This is a genomic window from Bacillus sp. FSL K6-0073 (genome assembly GCF_038006085.1).
In the GTDB taxonomy this organism is placed as follows: domain Bacteria; phylum Bacillota; class Bacilli; order Bacillales; family Bacillaceae_G; genus Bacillus_A; species Bacillus_A cereus.
This window is the reverse complement of sequence record NZ_JBBOUN010000001.1, coordinates 12,501-27,500: the sequence shown is the minus strand read 5'-3', so window position 1 is coordinate 27,500 and position 15,000 is coordinate 12,501. Positions and strand designations below refer to the sequence as shown.

The following is a 15,000-nucleotide window of genomic DNA, read 5'->3' as shown; positions in this document are numbered from 1 at the left end:
ATCGCACCACGTAACACATGATATACACCTTGATACTCTTTCATTTTTTCCATCGCGATTACATCTTTCGGTTCTTGCACGACACAAACAACTGATTGATCTCGATGTGAATCATTACAAATATAACAAGGATCACGATCAGTAATATGTCCGCATACAGAACAGTACGCTAAATCTCGCTTCGCATTTACAAGTGCTTTCGCGAAACCTAACACGTCATCTTCTTTCATATCTAATACGAAAAATGCCAATCGAACCGCTGTTTTCGGTCCGATACCTGGCAACTTCATAAAACTATCGATTAGTTTTGATATTGGTTCTGGATAATGCATGTATCAATATCCTCCTAGAACATTCCACCTGGTAAGTTTAAGCCTTTTGTAAATTTACCCATTGTAGAGTTTGAAAGCTCATCAGCCTTTTTAAGTGCATCATTTGTTGCAGCTAACACTAAGTCTTGTAACATTTCGATATCTTCTGGATCTACAACTTCTTCTTTAATCTTCACTTCAAGAATTTGCTTGTGACCATTTGCGATAACTGTAATCATTCCGCCGCCAGCTGTACCTTCAACTGTTTTTTCACCAAGCTCTTCTTGTGCTTTCGCCATGTCCTTTTGCATCTTTTGCATTTGTTTCATCATGTTATTCATATTTCCCATTCCGCCACGCATCATAATTAATTCCTCCTAATTATTATTACTCTTTTATTTCAATGAGTTCTTGCCCTACTAATTTCACTGCCTCTTCTATAAGAGGGTCTTCCCTTTTCTCTGGGCTTTCTTCAGACTCTCCACCTTCACGTTGTAAAAAGTCTTCACGGATTTTACCCCATTCACTTTTTGGAATGGCAATCATATTTAACCTTTTACTTAGCAATTCAAATAAAGCTTGTTCTACTGTATCCATAGCTTCTCGATTTTCGCTCGCCATCTTACAATGAATCTCATATTGAAATGCTAAAACGTAAGTGTCATCTGAAGCTGCCACTGGTTCGCTATTTTCTAGTAAAACAGCAAACGCTACTTTGTTATATGATTTGAGTCTTCCTAACAACTCACCCCATACAGCTTTTAATTGTTCTAAATCTTGACGCTTCGCTTGTTTTAATACTTCATTTACACGTCCGACAGGAATCTTCATACTTCCTGTTCTTACCGGCTTTGGTGTTGCACGTGTCTCTCTTACTTCCTGTTGTACACCAGCTGGCACACCGTTCTTTTTAACTTGCTCTAACTCTTTCTCCAGTTGCTGCATCCTGTTCATAATTGCTTGCAAACGATCTGTACCATTTGCTTGCATCATAAACTGTTGACACAATTGCACCATAACAACTTCTAAGAAAATACGCGGATGATTTGTCCACTTCATTTCCTGTTGTCCCTTACTAAGGGTATGAATAATCTCATAGATCACTTCCGGTTGCATTTCTTCACTCAACTTACGGAATTGATCATCTACAATTACTCGTTCCAACATATGTTCTAGTTGCGGTGAAGTTTGATATAAAAGCATATCACGATAATAGTAAATGAAATCCTCCATAAAACGAACTGGATCCTTCCCTTTACTCATCATTTCATCTATGATTTGCAATGCTCTTGATACATCATTTTCACGTATGCATTCTACTAAATTGCCTAAGTATTGCTGAGAAACAGATCCTGTTACGGCCAATACATCTTCTGTCGTAACGGTCTCATCACTATAAGATATAGCCTGATCAATAAGACTAAGTGCGTCACGCATACCACCTTCAGCAGCACGCGCAACAATTTGTAATGCCTCATCTTCCACTTGCGTACCTTCATTTGTCACGACCGTTGATAATCTCTCAACAATATCATTCACTGATATTTTTCGGAATTCAAAACGCTGACAACGTGAAATAATTGTAGGCGGGATCTTATGAGGTTCTGTTGTCGCCAAAATAAAGATAACATGTCCTGGCGGCTCTTCTAAGGTTTTTAAAAGCGCATTGAATGCACCCATAGAAAGCATGTGAACTTCATCAATAATGTATACTTTATATTCTACAGCACTTGGAGCATATTTTACTTTATCTCTAATATCTCGAATTTCATCTACACCGTTATTTGAAGCCGCATCAATTTCTAATACATCTGAAATGGATCCTTGTGTAATTCCTAAACAAGAAGGACATTCATTACAAGGTTCAGCTACCGGAGCATGTTCACAGTTAATTGCTTTTGCAAATACTTTTGCAATTGTCGTTTTTCCCGTTCCCCTCGGGCCAGAAAATAAATAAGCATGTGAAACTTTCTCTTGAAGAAGGGCATTTTGCAACGTTTTTGTTACGTGCTTTTGACCGACTACATCTTCGAACTTTTGCGGTCTCCATGTTCGGTATAACGCTTGGTATGACACGAAAATACGGCCTCCCTCAAAGGTTATTATCTCATTTATTATAACCCATTCTGTTTATAGATTCCAAAAGTTATTTTCTATACAAAAAACTCACCTTAATATAAAGGTGAGTTTTGTATACATATATAACTGCCGTGCACCCTCCGTCGATTACGTACCATAAGCGTTACTCAAGCAGTTAGCTCGGTTCAGGCACTCCTGCGGCACACGAGAAGACCCGCTTATTGCTGCTTCCTTCCGGACCTGACAAGGTTCACGGGGTCCCGTTGCGCAGGACCCAAACGTCAACACCACTTACTTAAGGCAGACCTTACAGCAACATAACCTCGAGAGGGGATTCGGCCTCGCTAGAGCGGATTGCGAGTATAGGGCACCGCTACCTCCCCGCTTAGCACGGCAAAGTTAAAACCAATATTCGGTTGCCTTCATTAAAGGCATTATCAGTATAACTTGTTTCTTTATAAAATGCAAATACGTTAGTTCCCAGTATTCTTCTCTAATTTTTTTATTGCTTTTCTTTTTTTACGAAGTTCTCTAAAAAAGCTTGTTAACAACGTACCGCATTCTTCCTCTAGTACACCAGATACTACTTCACATTGATGATTGAAGCGTTCATCCGTTAAAAGATTCATCAATGTCCCTGCACATCCGCCCTTAGGATCACTTGCACCATATACAACTCGCTTCACTCGTGATAAAACAATTCCACCCGCACACATTGGACAAGGTTCTAATGTTACATACAATGTTGCATCTTCTAAACGCCATGTCCCTAATTTTTTACATGCCTCATCTATCGCTAGCAACTCAGCATGAGCTATTGATCTCTGCTCAGTTTCCCTTAAATTATGGGCAACACTAATTACCTCACCATTTAACACTATAACTGCTCCAATTGGTACTTCCTGTATTTCCTCTGCCTTTTTAGCTTCTTCTATCGCTAATTGCATAAAATAAATATCTTGATCTTGTTCCATAACATAGTCCTTTCATTACAAATAAAGTACACTTATTTTCCATTTACTACACAGGGGATAACTTTTACAAATTCAATCCACCCTAAAAGAAAAAAGAGAGGGGATTACATATGAAAAATACCGCCTTGCTCATTATCGATATGATTAATGACTTTCAATTTTCCCACGGACCCATTCTAGCTAAAAAATGTGAAATTATAACAAACCCTATTTTACAATTAAAGAAAAAAATGAAATCCTTCGGCTGTCCTATAATTTACGTTAATGACCATTATCAACTTTGGAGATCTGATATCGACCAACTTATTACTCATTGTACAAATGAATATAGCAAAAACATAATCCATAAGATTGCTCCAAGTTCTGATGATTACATTTTTATTAAACCACATTATTCCGCTTTTTATGAAACACCTTTAAATTCATTACTAGGTTATTTAAAAATAGAAAATCTAATATTAACAGGGGTTGCCGGAAATATATGTATCCTATTTACAGCTAATGATGCTCATATGAGAAATTATACATTGTATGTACCAGAGGATTGTATCGCCTCTAACAACGACCAAGATAATATACATGCTTTAAAAATAATGGAAACTACATTGAAAGCAACTATAACATCATCAACCAAAATAAAATTTAATTAATACATATATCTATTTTCTAACTTTTTATATCAAATTAACCCGCTCGCTTCCCTCTTGTGCTACAATAATTCTGTTTTGTGTTTTTAGTAGTCACGGTAAATCACTGATTGAAAGGAGGAAACAGCGTGACCGGAGTACCATTTATCACGGTTGAAGGACCAATTGGTGTTGGAAAAACTTCACTTGCGAAGGAAATTTCAACTCACATGCAACTCCACTTACTAAAAGAGATTGTTGATGAAAATCCCTTTTTAGGAAAGTTCTATGAAGACATCGACGAATGGAGTTTTCAAACAGAGATGTTCTTTCTTTGTAATAGATACAAACAATTAGAAGACATTAACATAAAGTATTTGAATCAAAGGAAACCAGTAGTAGCGGATTACCATATCTTTAAAAATTTAATTTTTGCATCCCGCACATTAAAAGACTCTCAATATGACAAATACATGCAAATTTATCGTATCCTTACACAAGATATGCCTGTGCCAAATGTCATTGTTTATTTAACAGCTAGCCTAGAAACATTGCAAAAACGAATCGCCATGCGCGGAAGAGAATTTGAAAAAAACATGGATCCAAATTACTTACTACAGCTCACAAAAGATTATGAAACAGCAATGGATGCTTTTAAAAAAGATCATCCGGAAATACCAGTATTGAAATTTAATGGAGACGATATGGATTTTGTAAAAAATCCTGATGATTTAAACGTCATCCTATCTGCCCTTCAAAATACTCTCTTAAAGGAGTCGAAATAATAATGAATTTAAGGCAAAAATATGATATACCTAATGACGCAGTAATCACTATCGCCGGAACGGTAGGTGTGGGTAAATCAACTATGACAACTGCATTAGCTAATGCTTTAGGTTATCGCACATCATTTGAAAAAGTAGATTCCAATCCATACTTGGACAAGTTCTATGCGGACTTCACTCGCTGGAGCTTCCACCTACAAGTGTACTTTTTAGCAGAACGATTTAAGGAACAAAAAAGAATTTTTGAATATGGTGGCGGTTTTGTTCAAGATCGTTCCATTTACGAAGACACTGGAATTTTCGCAAAGATGCATCATGAAAAAGGAACAATGACGGAAACTGATTATGAAACATACAAAGGTTTATTTGACGCTATGGTCATGACTCCTTACTTCCCTCATCCAGACTTATTAATTTACTTAGAAGGTTCTTTCGATGATATTGTCGATCGTATTCAAGAACGCGGGCGCCCAATGGAACAGCAAACACCAATTGAGTACTGGAAAGAAATGCATGGACGTTATGAAAACTGGATTAACAACTTTAATTCATGCCCTGTATTACGCTTAAATATTAATGAGTACGATATTTTAAAAGATGGTGATTCAATCGAACCAATCATTAAAAAAATTGGCCATTTTTTAAAACAAACACGTAAACTTGTAAAATAAAAAACCCGTGCATATGCACGGGTTTTCCTATTAAATTACTTCTTCTTTGTTGGAGCAATAATTTCACTCTCAGGTTTTCCTGCGTTAATGCGCTGACGAACAGTACTTGTACTAATATCGTATGCTTCAGCAATTTCTTTAACAGTCATTTCTTTCCCGTTAATTACTGCCGTTAATACTTTACCTGTACGTTTTGGAGCCGCCGCTTTCTTTACAGCTGCTTTTTTAACTTGTTTTGGCGCCTCTACTTTACTCGTAGCTTGTTTTACATCACAAGTACAACCACAAAGTTTACGGAATGTATCATCACTAATAATGCGTGATACGTTTGCACCACTGTTTAAAATTCTATTGTTCTTACAGACAGGACATTGTACATAATATAAAGTTTTTCCATCTAAAGGAAACGTTTGTATAATAAGATCCATGTTGACTCCTTTCATATCTATGAAGATAATCATCGGAATATGAGTGTGTAATAAGGACAAAATTACCTTACACCATACTTTATGATTGGTTTTAAAATAAAAACTCGTTACGTGTTGGTAACGAGTTCTCCAATCTCCACTTATATGCGCTGTTGTCAATTATATCTGGAGGAGGTAGAGGGATTCGAACCCCCGCGCGACTCTCGCCGCCTGTCGGTTTTCAAGACCGATCCCTTCAGCCAGACTTGGGTATACCTCCATATTGACATCAAATATAATATCAAAAGAAAAACAGTTAGTCAACCCTACTAAAATAAATTATGAGGAAAGGAAAATTTTACTTTCCCCTTCCTACATTACAGTACTGACAACGCTCATAATTACCAATCACTCATACCGATGAATGTTTAAATTTACTTAATAACTGTTTTTCCTCCCATATAAGGGCGAAGAACTTCTGGAATTATAATTGTACCATCTTCTTGTTGGTAGTTCTCTAAAATAGCTGCAACCGTACGTCCGATTGCAAGACCAGATCCATTTAATGTATGAACATGTTCTGGTTTTCCATTTGGCTCACGGCGGAAACGGATATTTGCACGTCTCGCTTGGAAAGCTTCAAAATTACTACAAGAAGAAATTTCACGATATGTGCCATAGCTTGGAATCCATACTTCAATATCGTATTTCTTCGCTGCTGTAAATCCTAAATCGCCTGTGCACATGCTCATAACGCGATATGGCAACTCTAATAATTGTAACACGCGTTCTGCATCATTTGTTAATTTTTCTAATTCTTCATAAGAATCTTCTGGTTTTACGAACTTCACAAGCTCTACTTTATTGAACTGATGCTGGCGAATTAAGCCACGTGTATCACGACCAGCTGAACCTGCTTCAGAACGGAAGCAAGAGCTAAATGCAGCATATCTTATAGGCAATTGCTCTTTATTTAAAATCTCATCACGATGCATATTCGTTACAGGTACTTCAGCTGTTGGAATTAAGAAGTAATCTTCACTTTCAATACGGAATGCATCTTCTTCAAACTTTGGAAGTTGTCCTGTTCCCGTCATACTTGCACGGTTTACCATATATGGAGGTAATACTTCTTCATATCCATGCTCATCAGTATGAAGATCAAGCATAAAGCTAATTAAAGCACGCTCTAATCTTGCACCAGCACCTTTGTAAAATACGAAGCGGCTTCCTGTTACTTTCCCAGCGCGTTCAAAATCTAAAATTCCTAAATCAGTAGCAAGATCCCAATGTGGTTTTGGCTCAAAAGTAAATTCTTTCACTTCTCCCCAAGTACGTGCTACTACATTATCATCCTCTGTTTCACCAACTGGAGCAGATTCATGAGGGATATTTGGAATAGATAACATTAATCTTTCTAAGTCTTCTTCAACTGTACGAAGTTCGTTATCAAGATCCTTTACTTTTTCTCCAACCTCACGCATTTCTAAAATTAGAGCTTCTGCATCTTTCTTTTCGCGCTTTAATACAGAAATTTGTTGAGATACTTCGTTACGTTTACTTTTTAATTCTTCTGTCTGAACAAGTAGTTCTCTTCTTCTCGTATCAAGTTCTTCAAAACGGCCGAAATCAGTTAAATCTTCGCCTCTATGCTGTAATTTCGCTTTTACTTCTTCAAAGTTTGTACGTAAAAATTTAATATCAAGCATTATATACTCCTCCTTTTATTTTATAAAACACAAAAAACTCCCGTCCCTATATAAAGGGACGGGAGTTAACCCGCGTTGCCACCCTAGTTGAAAGCATTACCGCTTTCCTCTCAAGTAGAAATAACGGCTCTTCACCGGGAATGCTTACTAATCCAAAAGATATTCCACATTCCATTCCAGGATGGATTCACAAACTGTTTCTATCGATTTCCACCAACCATCGACTCTCTATAAGAAACGACATTTGTTACTATTTCCTATCAACACGCTTATTTTATAAAATTGTTACCATCAATTTACTATAATCTTATACAAGTTGCAAGTTACTTATACAACTTTTTTCATTTTCGCTTCTTTTACCATTTCAACAAAGTATGCTGTCACACGATGATCATCTGTTAATTCCGGATGGAATGAAGCAGCTAAAAACTGATCTTGTCTTACCGCTACCATTCGGTCACCATGCTTAGAAAGCACTTCAACATTATCAGCTACTTCTACAACATACGGCGCACGGATAAATACACCAATGAAGTCTTCACCCACGCCTTCAATTGAAAGCGCAGCTTCAAAACTATCCTTTTGGCGTCCGAACGCATTGCGCTCAACTGTAATATCCATAGCACCAATATGTGCTTCTTCATAGCCAATAAGTGTTTTTGCAAGAAGAATCATCCCTGCACACGTACCAAACATTGGTTTACCAGACTTTGCAAATGTACGAAGTGGTTCCATGAAAGCATACTTATCAATAAGACGGCGCATTGTTGTACTTTCACCGCCTGGTAAAATAAGACCATCAATCTCTTCAAGTTGCTCTATACGCTTTACAACAACAGCTTCTGCACCACTTGCTTCAACTGATTTTATATGCTCACGAACTGCACCTTGAAGACCTAGTACACCTATTTTCACCATTTTAAAGTTCTCCTTTAATTACCATCCACGCTCTTGCATGCGTTGTTCTGGTAATAACGTTGAAATTTCGACACCCTTCATTGCATTACCTAATCCTTTAGAAAGGCTTGCAATTAGTTCGTAATCTTCATAATGAGTCGTTGCTTCAACGATTGCACGTGCAAATTTCTCTGGGTTTTCTGATTTGAAGATACCAGATCCAACAAATACCCCATCAGCACCAAGTTGCATCATTAACGCTGCATCTGCTGGTGTTGCTACACCACCTGCCGCAAAGTTTACAACTGGTAAGCGACCAAGACGTTTAATTTCAAGTAATACTTCGTAAGGAGCGCCAGTATTTTTTGCATATGTCATTAACTCATCTTCACGTAGACTCGCAACTTGACGGATTTCTGCATTGACTTGGCGCATATGACGCACTGCCTCTACAATGTTTCCTGTTCCCGGTTCACCTTTTGTACGAAGCATAGATGCACCTTCTGCAATACGACGTGCAGCTTCTCCGATATCACGGCAACCACATACAAATGGAACTGTGTAATCACGTTTATTTAAATGGTATACTTCATCAGCAGGAGTTAATACTTCACTCTCATCGATATAGTCTACCCCTAATGATTCTAATACACGTGCTTCTACAAGGTGACCGATACGGCATTTTGCCATAACCGGAATTGACACCGCACCCATAACTTCTTCAACAATTGTTGGGTCTGCCATACGAGAAACGCCACCTGCTGCACGAATATCTGCTGGTACACGCTCTAATGCCATAACGGCAACTGCGCCTGCCTCTTCTGCAATTTTTGCTTGTTCAGCGTTAACTACGTCCATAATAACGCCGCCTTTTTGCATTTCTGCCATTCCACGTTTTACACGTTCTGTCCCTGTTACATTTGTCATGTACAAAAACCCCCCTAGGTGAATTGCTTTCCCCCGTTAAAGGCGAAAATTAAGAATACTCTTACATTCTACCACTAACTATCAGATGCTTGTCTACTACTTTTTCATAAAGTCGGTATGAAAAATAGGAATAAAAAAAAGCTCCTATCATGAGGAGCTTTTAAAACCATCCTTTTACTGTATCAACAGCACTATTCCACATGCCACTAAAGAATGAACCAATTCCGCGCATAGCACGAGTAAACCAGTTTGCTTCTTCTACTTCAGATGTTGTTACAAGATCAACTTGCAGTGACTTACCAGTTAAAAATCCAGGGTCGTTTGTATCTTTTGGCGTAATTACCATTTGACCAAGCGCAGCCCCCTTTTTAATAGGTGCTTCTTGTCCCTTACTTGATTCTTTTAATTCCGTTTTATAAACATCTTTACTTCCTTTTGGCACTGGAAGTGAAATAGCTTGTTTCGTTTGAACTGCTACATCTTTATCTTTCGCATTTTCTACTCGTACTGTTTCTTGTCCTTTTACTGAAGAACCTTTTTTATACATTTGTTTTACTTCAAAGTTAGCAAACCCATAATCATATAGCTTCTTTGTTTCATCAAAACGTGCTGTATGAGAACTTGTTTTAATAACTACAGAAATAAAACGCATTCCGTTTCTTTCAACCGTACCAGTGAAGCAATCTCCTGCTTCTGGAGTTGAGCCTGTTTTTAGGCCGTCTACGCCATCATATTCTTTAACTAAGCCCTTTAACATCCAGTTCCAGTTCGACATTGCAAACTTCTCTTTTTCTGGACGGAATTCTTTTTTAGGGATTTTTGCTGTATCTAACACTTTTGGATAATCTTTAATTAAATGTTGTGCTAAAGTTGCAACATCCTTTGCAGACATTTTATTTTCTTCATCCGCTGTTGTTCCTTCAGGATGCATTCCCTTTAAATCTTTATTCGTTAAACCTGTAGAATTGACAAATTTATAATTTTTCAACCCTAGTTCTTTCGATTTATCATTCATCATTTTTACGAAGTCTACTTCTTTACCTGCAATTGCTTCTGCTAATGCAATTGTTGCACCATTTGCAGAAAAGATTGCCATTGCCTCGTATAACTCTTTTACTGTATAAGAGCCACCATTTTCTAATGCAACATTTGATAATGAAGCATCTTGTGAAACCTTATATGCATATTCAGAAACCTTAATTTTCTGGTCCCACTTAAGTTTTCCTTTATCCACTGCTTCGTGAACTAAATATTCACTCATCATCTTTGTCATACTAGCAATGGATAATAATTCATCTGCATTCTTTTGATATAAAATTTTCCCAGAATTCGCTTCTACTAAAATTGCCGCACCTGCTTCAATGTTTAAAGCGGCTCCTGTTTCAGCTGATGCATTGCTATATGGCATAAAAATGCTACAAGCTAGTGTAAGCACTGTTACCAAAGCAATGAATCTTTTGCAAAACATACCTTTCACTTTTGCTACCCCCAATATCTATGTACTCACATAACCGTTATTCTAACATAATCAAAAAAAAATAGACAGAGATATCAAATCTCTGTCTATTTGTATATAAGACATTATAATGAGTAGTTTGGAGCCTCTTTTGTAATTTGTACGTGATGAGGATGACTTTCACGTAAGCCAGCACCTGACATACGAATGAATTGTGCATTTTCGCGTAAGAATTCTAAATCCTGTGCTCCGCAATATCCCATACCTGCACGTAAGCCACCAACTAATTGGTGAACTGTATCTGCTAAAGGTCCTTTATATGGTACTCGTCCTTCAATACCTTCTGGGACAAGTTTTTTATTGCCTTCTTGGAAGTAACGATCTTTACTTCCTTTTTCCATTGCACCGACAGAACCCATACCACGATACACTTTAAATTGACGACCTTGGTAAATTTCAGTTTCTCCAGGGCTTTCTGCAACACCTGCAAACATGCTACCTAGCATAACAACATGTGCTCCTGCCGCTAAAGCTTTCACCATATCACCAGAGTACTTAATACCGCCATCAGCAATAACTGGAATACCGTGTTTACGAGCTTCTGTTGCACAATCATAAACCGCAGTTAATTGTGGTACACCAACACCGGCTACAACGCGTGTTGTACAAATAGAACCTGGTCCAATACCAACTTTAACTACGTTTGCACCAGCTTCAATTAGTGCTTTCGTTGCTTCAGCAGTAGCAACATTTCCAGCGATAATATTTAGTGATGGATATTTAGCACGAACTTCTTTTACCTTATCAATAACACCTTTAGAATGCCCATGTGCTGTATCAAGTACAATTGCATCTACACTAGCTTTTACTAATGCATCGATGCGAAGCATAGCATCCGCTGTTACACCAACTGCTGCTCCAACTAATAAGCGTCCTTGCTTATCTTTAGCAGAGTTTGGGAATTCAATTACTTTTTCAATATCTTTTATTGTAATAAGCCCTTGTAATACACCGTTATTATCAACAAGAGGGAGTTTTTCAATTTTATACTTTTGTAGGATCTTTTCAGCTTCTTCCAGTGTAGTACCAACTGGAGCTGTAATTAATTGTTCTTTTGTCATTACGTCAGAAATTTTGATTGAGTAGTCTTGGATGAAGCGCATATCACGGTTTGTAATAATACCAACTAATTTTCGCTCATCTAAATTATTTACAACCGGTACACCTGAGATACGATATTTTCCCATAAGATGTTCTGCATCATATACTTGATGTTCTGGAGTTAAGAAGAAAGGATCTGAAATAACGCCGCTTTCAGAGCGCTTTACTTTATCAACTTGCTCTGCTTGTTGCTCAATAGACATATTCTTATGAATAATTCCTAAACCACCCTGGCGAGCCATTGCAATAGCCATGTCAGCTTCTGTTACTGTATCCATTCCTGCACTAATTAACGGGATGTTTAGCTGTAAGCTTTCAGATAAAACTGTTTTAACACTTACTTCTCTTGGTAATATATCTGACCTAGCTGGTACAAGTAATACATCATCAAAAGTCAAACCTTCTTTAACAAATTTAGATTCCCACATAATTGTTCCCCCTATGATACCAGAAATTATTATTAGTAGCTTATCAATTGGTTAAAATACTGTCAAGGACGTATATATATGTTAGAATTTTTAGACAATAAAAGGAGCGTAATATATGCATCAAACATCTTGTACTTGGCAGCAGTTAAGTTTCTTTTTTTCATCTCAAAACGTACAACGTTATCTTGCCCGTTGTTACGAAAAATCCTCTATTCAGGATGCCGAAAAAAAAAGTTTTGAAAATTGTTATCCCTTTATTTATTACTTAGAACACGGGAAAAATTATTATGAATTATATAAAACAGCTCCATTTTCCATTCAACCAATGTTGTTATTTTATGGAATTAGTCAACTTTTTAAAGCATGCCTACTAACTATTGACCCTAACTATCCTGAATCCACTACTGTTTTAGCTCATGGCGTTACAACTCGCAAACGAAAAAAACAAGGGTATCAATTTTTAGAAGATGAGGTGAAGATACAAAAAAACGGATTGTTTACTCATGTTGCAGAACAACTGTTTCACATGAAACACTTAGAAGCAGAAAAATTTAACATGTTAGAACTAATGGGAAATATTCCAGAATTACAAAATTTATTTCGTTATAGTCAAAAAGAATCAACTTTATATAAAATCGATTCAACAATTAAAAATGAGCTCTCCTTTTCAGTCAACCTACTAGATCGATTACATATGACTAAAGAGAGATTTTCTCGTTACATTGAAACATCTTGTAAGCATTTATCAATACAGCACGTACCTGAGAAGACTAATGAATCGAATTTACTTTTTACGGCGCCCATTCAATCATGGAATCCTATGTACAGTACTCCTTTATACTATGAACATCTTACTAATACTTATTATTTGCCACTTACGACTGATCCTAGAAATCCTAAGCCAATATTACCTGAACTCCTCATTCATTATTTATTGCTCTATAATTTAAGCATGATTTCTAGGTATGAAACAGATTGGTGGTATGACTTACTTGGCAGTTATGGTTCTGAAGATTATCCATTTATTTATCAATTTCTAAGTATTTCTGCTCAAAAAATCCCTTACTATATTTCAAATTTTTTATTAATGGAACCAAATCTATTTCATGGGAAATAAAAAAACACAAGTCAAATGACTTGTGTTTTTAGTTGCTTGGCGACGTCCTACTCTCACAGGGACAAGGTCCCAACTACCATCGGCGCTAGAGAGCTTAACTTCCGTGTTCGGTATGGGAACGGGTGTGACCTCTCTGCCATCATCACCAAACTATTGAAGGCATATTCCTTCAAAACTAGATAACATTGCTACATATTATATGGTTAAGTCCTCGATCTATTAGTATTCGTCAGCTCCACATGTCACCATGCTTCCACCTCGAACCTATCAACCTGATCATCTTTCAGGGATCTTACTAGCTTACGCTATGGGAAATCTCATCTTGAGGGGGGCTTCATGCTTAGATGCTTTCAGCACTTATCCCTTCCGCACATAGCTACCCAGCTATGCCCTTGGCAGAACAACTGGTACACCAGCGGTGCGTCCATCCCGGTCCTCTCGTACTAAGGACAGCTCCTCTCAAATTTCCTACGCCCACGACGGATAGGGACCGAACTGTCTCACGACGTTCTGAACCCAGCTCGCGTACCGCTTTAATGGGCGAACAGCCCAACCCTTGGGACCGACTACAGCCCCAGGATGCGATGAGCCGACATCGAGGTGCCAAACCTCCCCGTCGATGTGGACTCTTGGGGGAGATAAGCCTGTTATCCCCGGGGTAGCTTTTATCCGTTGAGCGATGGCCCTTCCATGCGGAACCACCGGATCACTAAGCCCGACTTTCGTCCCTGCTCGACTTGTAGGTCTCGCAGTCAAGCTCCCTTATGCCTTTGCACTCTACGAATGATTTCCAACCATTCTGAGGGAACCTTTGGGCGCCTCCGTTACACTTTAGGAGGCGACCGCCCCAGTCAAACTGCCCACCTGACACTGTCTCCCGGGTCGATAAGACCCGTAGGTTAGAATTTCAATACAGTCAGGGCGGTATCCCACCAGCGCCTCCACCGAAGCTAGCGCTCCGGTTTCAATGGCTCCCGCCTATCCTGTACAAACTGTACCAAAATTCAATATCAGGCTACAGTAAAGCTCCACGGGGTCTTTCCGTCCTGTCGCGGGTAACCTGCATCTTCACAGGTACTATAATTTCACCGAGTCTCTGGTTGAGACAGTGCCCAAATCGTTACACCTTTCGTGCGGGTCGGAACTTACCCGACAAGGAATTTCGCTACCTTAGGACCGTTATAGTTACGGCCGCCGTTTACTGGGGCTTCAGTTCAGAGCTTCGCTTACGCTAACCCCTCTCCTTAACCTTCCAGCACCGGGCAGGTGTCACCCCCTATACTTCGCCTTACGGCTTCGCAGAGAGCTGTGTTTTTGCTAAACAGTCGCTTGGGCCTATTCACTGCGGCTTTCCGTTAAGAAAGCACCCCTTCTCCCGAAGTTACGGGGTCATTTTGCCGAGTTCCTTAACCAGAGTTCTCTCGCACACCTTAGGATTCTCTCCTCGCCTAC

The 15,000-nt window shown here is 38.4% G+C and carries 14 protein-coding genes, 1 tRNA gene, 2 rRNA genes, 1 other RNA gene and 1 other annotated feature (2 of these 19 running past the window's edge); of the genes, 4 read left to right on the top strand and 14 right to left on the bottom strand.

The window, feature by feature from the left end:
• From recR to tadA, 5 genes are all read right to left on the bottom strand, one after another.
• A protein-coding gene (gene recR / locus MHB52_RS00135) for a recombination protein RecR (RefSeq protein WP_000559169.1) crosses the window boundary here: on the bottom strand, window positions 1-332 show its 5' portion. The gene continues 265 nt to the left of window position 1, outside the view; the window shows 332 of its 597 coding nt (coding positions 1-332); its start codon is at window positions 330-332; the stop codon falls past the left edge of the window.
• A gap of 14 nt (window positions 333-346) precedes the next feature.
• Window positions 347-673, bottom strand: a complete 327-nt coding sequence (locus MHB52_RS00130) for a YbaB/EbfC family nucleoid-associated protein (protein WP_014894853.1) — start codon at window positions 671-673, stop codon at window positions 347-349.
• A gap of 25 nt (window positions 674-698) precedes the next feature.
• A complete protein-coding gene (gene dnaX, locus MHB52_RS00125; protein ID WP_000121577.1) occupies window positions 699-2,387 on the bottom strand; it encodes a DNA polymerase III subunit gamma/tau in 1,689 nt (562 codons plus the stop codon).
• 132 nt (window positions 2,388-2,519) lie between these two features.
• An RNA gene (gene ffs / locus MHB52_RS00120) (signal recognition particle sRNA large type) lies at window positions 2,520-2,784 on the bottom strand.
• Window positions 2,785-2,863: 79 nt separating this feature from the next.
• Window positions 2,864-3,364: a tRNA adenosine(34) deaminase TadA gene (gene tadA, locus MHB52_RS00115; protein WP_000434336.1), complete on the bottom strand. Its 501-nt coding sequence runs from the start codon at window positions 3,362-3,364 to the stop codon at window positions 2,864-2,866.
• A gap of 110 nt (window positions 3,365-3,474) precedes the next feature.
• Here tadA and MHB52_RS00110 point away from each other — a divergent pair, with 110 nt between their 5' ends.
• The 3 genes from MHB52_RS00110 (at window position 3,475) to MHB52_RS00100 (ending at window position 5,446) form a co-directional block, all read left to right on the top strand.
• The gene (locus tag MHB52_RS00110; RefSeq protein ID WP_016117071.1) at window positions 3,475-4,014 is read left to right on the top strand and encodes an isochorismatase family cysteine hydrolase; all 540 of its coding nucleotides are present in this window, start codon (window positions 3,475-3,477) and stop codon (window positions 4,012-4,014) included.
• 125 nt (window positions 4,015-4,139) lie between these two features.
• Window positions 4,140-4,775, top strand: a complete 636-nt coding sequence (locus MHB52_RS00105; protein WP_000148218.1) for a deoxynucleoside kinase — start codon at window positions 4,140-4,142, stop codon at window positions 4,773-4,775.
• 2 nt (window positions 4,776-4,777) lie between these two features.
• On the top strand, window positions 4,778-5,446 hold the full coding sequence (locus MHB52_RS00100; RefSeq protein ID WP_001053585.1) for a deoxynucleoside kinase: 669 nt from the start codon (window positions 4,778-4,780) through the stop codon (window positions 5,444-5,446).
• A gap of 35 nt (window positions 5,447-5,481) precedes the next feature.
• Here MHB52_RS00100 and MHB52_RS00095 read toward each other — a convergent pair whose 3' ends face one another.
• The 7 genes from MHB52_RS00095 to guaB form a co-directional block, all read right to left on the bottom strand.
• Complete coding sequence (locus MHB52_RS00095) at window positions 5,482-5,874, bottom strand: DUF3797 domain-containing protein (RefSeq protein WP_000364196.1); 393 nt, start codon at window positions 5,872-5,874, stop codon at window positions 5,482-5,484.
• A gap of 166 nt (window positions 5,875-6,040) precedes the next feature.
• A tRNA-Ser gene (locus MHB52_RS00090) sits at window positions 6,041-6,133 on the bottom strand.
• Between the two features lie 154 nt (window positions 6,134-6,287).
• Entirely contained in the window at window positions 6,288-7,562 is a 1,275-nt protein-coding gene (serS, locus tag MHB52_RS00085) for a serine--tRNA ligase (RefSeq protein ID WP_000884186.1), read from the bottom strand.
• Window positions 7,563-7,613: 51 nt separating this feature from the next.
• Window positions 7,614-7,835 (bottom strand) — a binding site (T-box leader).
• Window positions 7,836-7,889: 54 nt separating this feature from the next.
• Window positions 7,890-8,480 carry a pyridoxal 5'-phosphate synthase glutaminase subunit PdxT gene (gene pdxT / locus MHB52_RS00080; RefSeq protein WP_000238771.1) on the bottom strand — a complete coding sequence of 197 codons (591 nt, stop codon included), beginning with the start codon at window positions 8,478-8,480 and terminating at the stop codon, window positions 7,890-7,892.
• An 18-nt stretch (window positions 8,481-8,498) separates the two neighbouring features.
• Window positions 8,499-9,386: a pyridoxal 5'-phosphate synthase lyase subunit PdxS gene (gene pdxS / locus MHB52_RS00075; RefSeq protein ID WP_000186165.1), complete on the bottom strand. Its 888-nt coding sequence runs from the start codon at window positions 9,384-9,386 to the stop codon at window positions 8,499-8,501.
• A 160-nt stretch (window positions 9,387-9,546) separates the two neighbouring features.
• Window positions 9,547-10,854 (bottom strand): D-alanyl-D-alanine carboxypeptidase DacA, encoded by a 1,308-nt coding sequence (dacA, locus tag MHB52_RS00070; protein WP_125653127.1) that lies wholly within the window; start codon window positions 10,852-10,854, stop codon window positions 9,547-9,549.
• 113 nt (window positions 10,855-10,967) lie between these two features.
• Window positions 10,968-12,431, bottom strand: a complete 1,464-nt coding sequence (gene guaB / locus MHB52_RS00065; RefSeq protein ID WP_000264088.1) for an IMP dehydrogenase — start codon at window positions 12,429-12,431, stop codon at window positions 10,968-10,970.
• Window positions 12,432-12,546: 115 nt separating this feature from the next.
• Between guaB and MHB52_RS00060 the strand changes: the two genes are divergently transcribed.
• Entirely contained in the window at window positions 12,547-13,548 is a 1,002-nt protein-coding gene (locus MHB52_RS00060) for a YaaC family protein (protein ID WP_000554281.1), read from the top strand.
• Window positions 13,549-13,582: 34 nt separating this feature from the next.
• Here the strand turns inward: MHB52_RS00060 and rrf are convergent.
• Both rrf and MHB52_RS00050 read right to left on the bottom strand, forming a co-directional pair.
• Window positions 13,583-13,698 (bottom strand): 5S ribosomal RNA (gene rrf, locus MHB52_RS00055).
• Between the two features lie 49 nt (window positions 13,699-13,747).
• Window positions 13,748-15,000 (bottom strand): 23S ribosomal RNA (locus MHB52_RS00050); it runs 1,670 nt beyond the window's last position.

Bases quoted from the DNA above. Each gene is read 5' to 3' on its own strand.
- MHB52_RS00100 (WP_001053585.1), top strand. From the start codon at position 4,778: ATGAATTTAAGGCAAAAATATGATATACCTAATGACGCAGTAATCACT.
- tadA (WP_000434336.1), bottom strand. From the start codon at position 3,364: ATGGAACAAGATCAAGATATTTATTTTATGCAATTAGCGATAGAAGAA.
- pdxS (WP_000186165.1), bottom strand. From the start codon at position 9,386: ATGACAAATGTAACAGGGACAGAACGTGTAAAACGTGGAATGGCAGAA.
- MHB52_RS00110 (WP_016117071.1), top strand. From the start codon at position 3,475: ATGAAAAATACCGCCTTGCTCATTATCGATATGATTAATGACTTTCAA.
- MHB52_RS00130 (WP_014894853.1), bottom strand. From the start codon at position 673: ATGCGTGGCGGAATGGGAAATATGAATAACATGATGAAACAAATGCAA.
- dacA (WP_125653127.1), bottom strand. From the start codon at position 10,854: ATGTTTTGCAAAAGATTCATTGCTTTGGTAACAGTGCTTACACTAGCT.
- MHB52_RS00095 (WP_000364196.1), bottom strand. From the start codon at position 5,874: ATGGATCTTATTATACAAACGTTTCCTTTAGATGGAAAAACTTTATAT.
- MHB52_RS00060 (WP_000554281.1), top strand. From the start codon at position 12,547: ATGCATCAAACATCTTGTACTTGGCAGCAGTTAAGTTTCTTTTTTTCA.
- serS (WP_000884186.1), bottom strand. From the start codon at position 7,562: ATGCTTGATATTAAATTTTTACGTACAAACTTTGAAGAAGTAAAAGCG.
- guaB (WP_000264088.1), bottom strand. From the start codon at position 12,431: ATGTGGGAATCTAAATTTGTTAAAGAAGGTTTGACTTTTGATGATGTA.
- pdxT (WP_000238771.1), bottom strand. From the start codon at position 8,480: ATGGTGAAAATAGGTGTACTAGGTCTTCAAGGTGCAGTTCGTGAGCAT.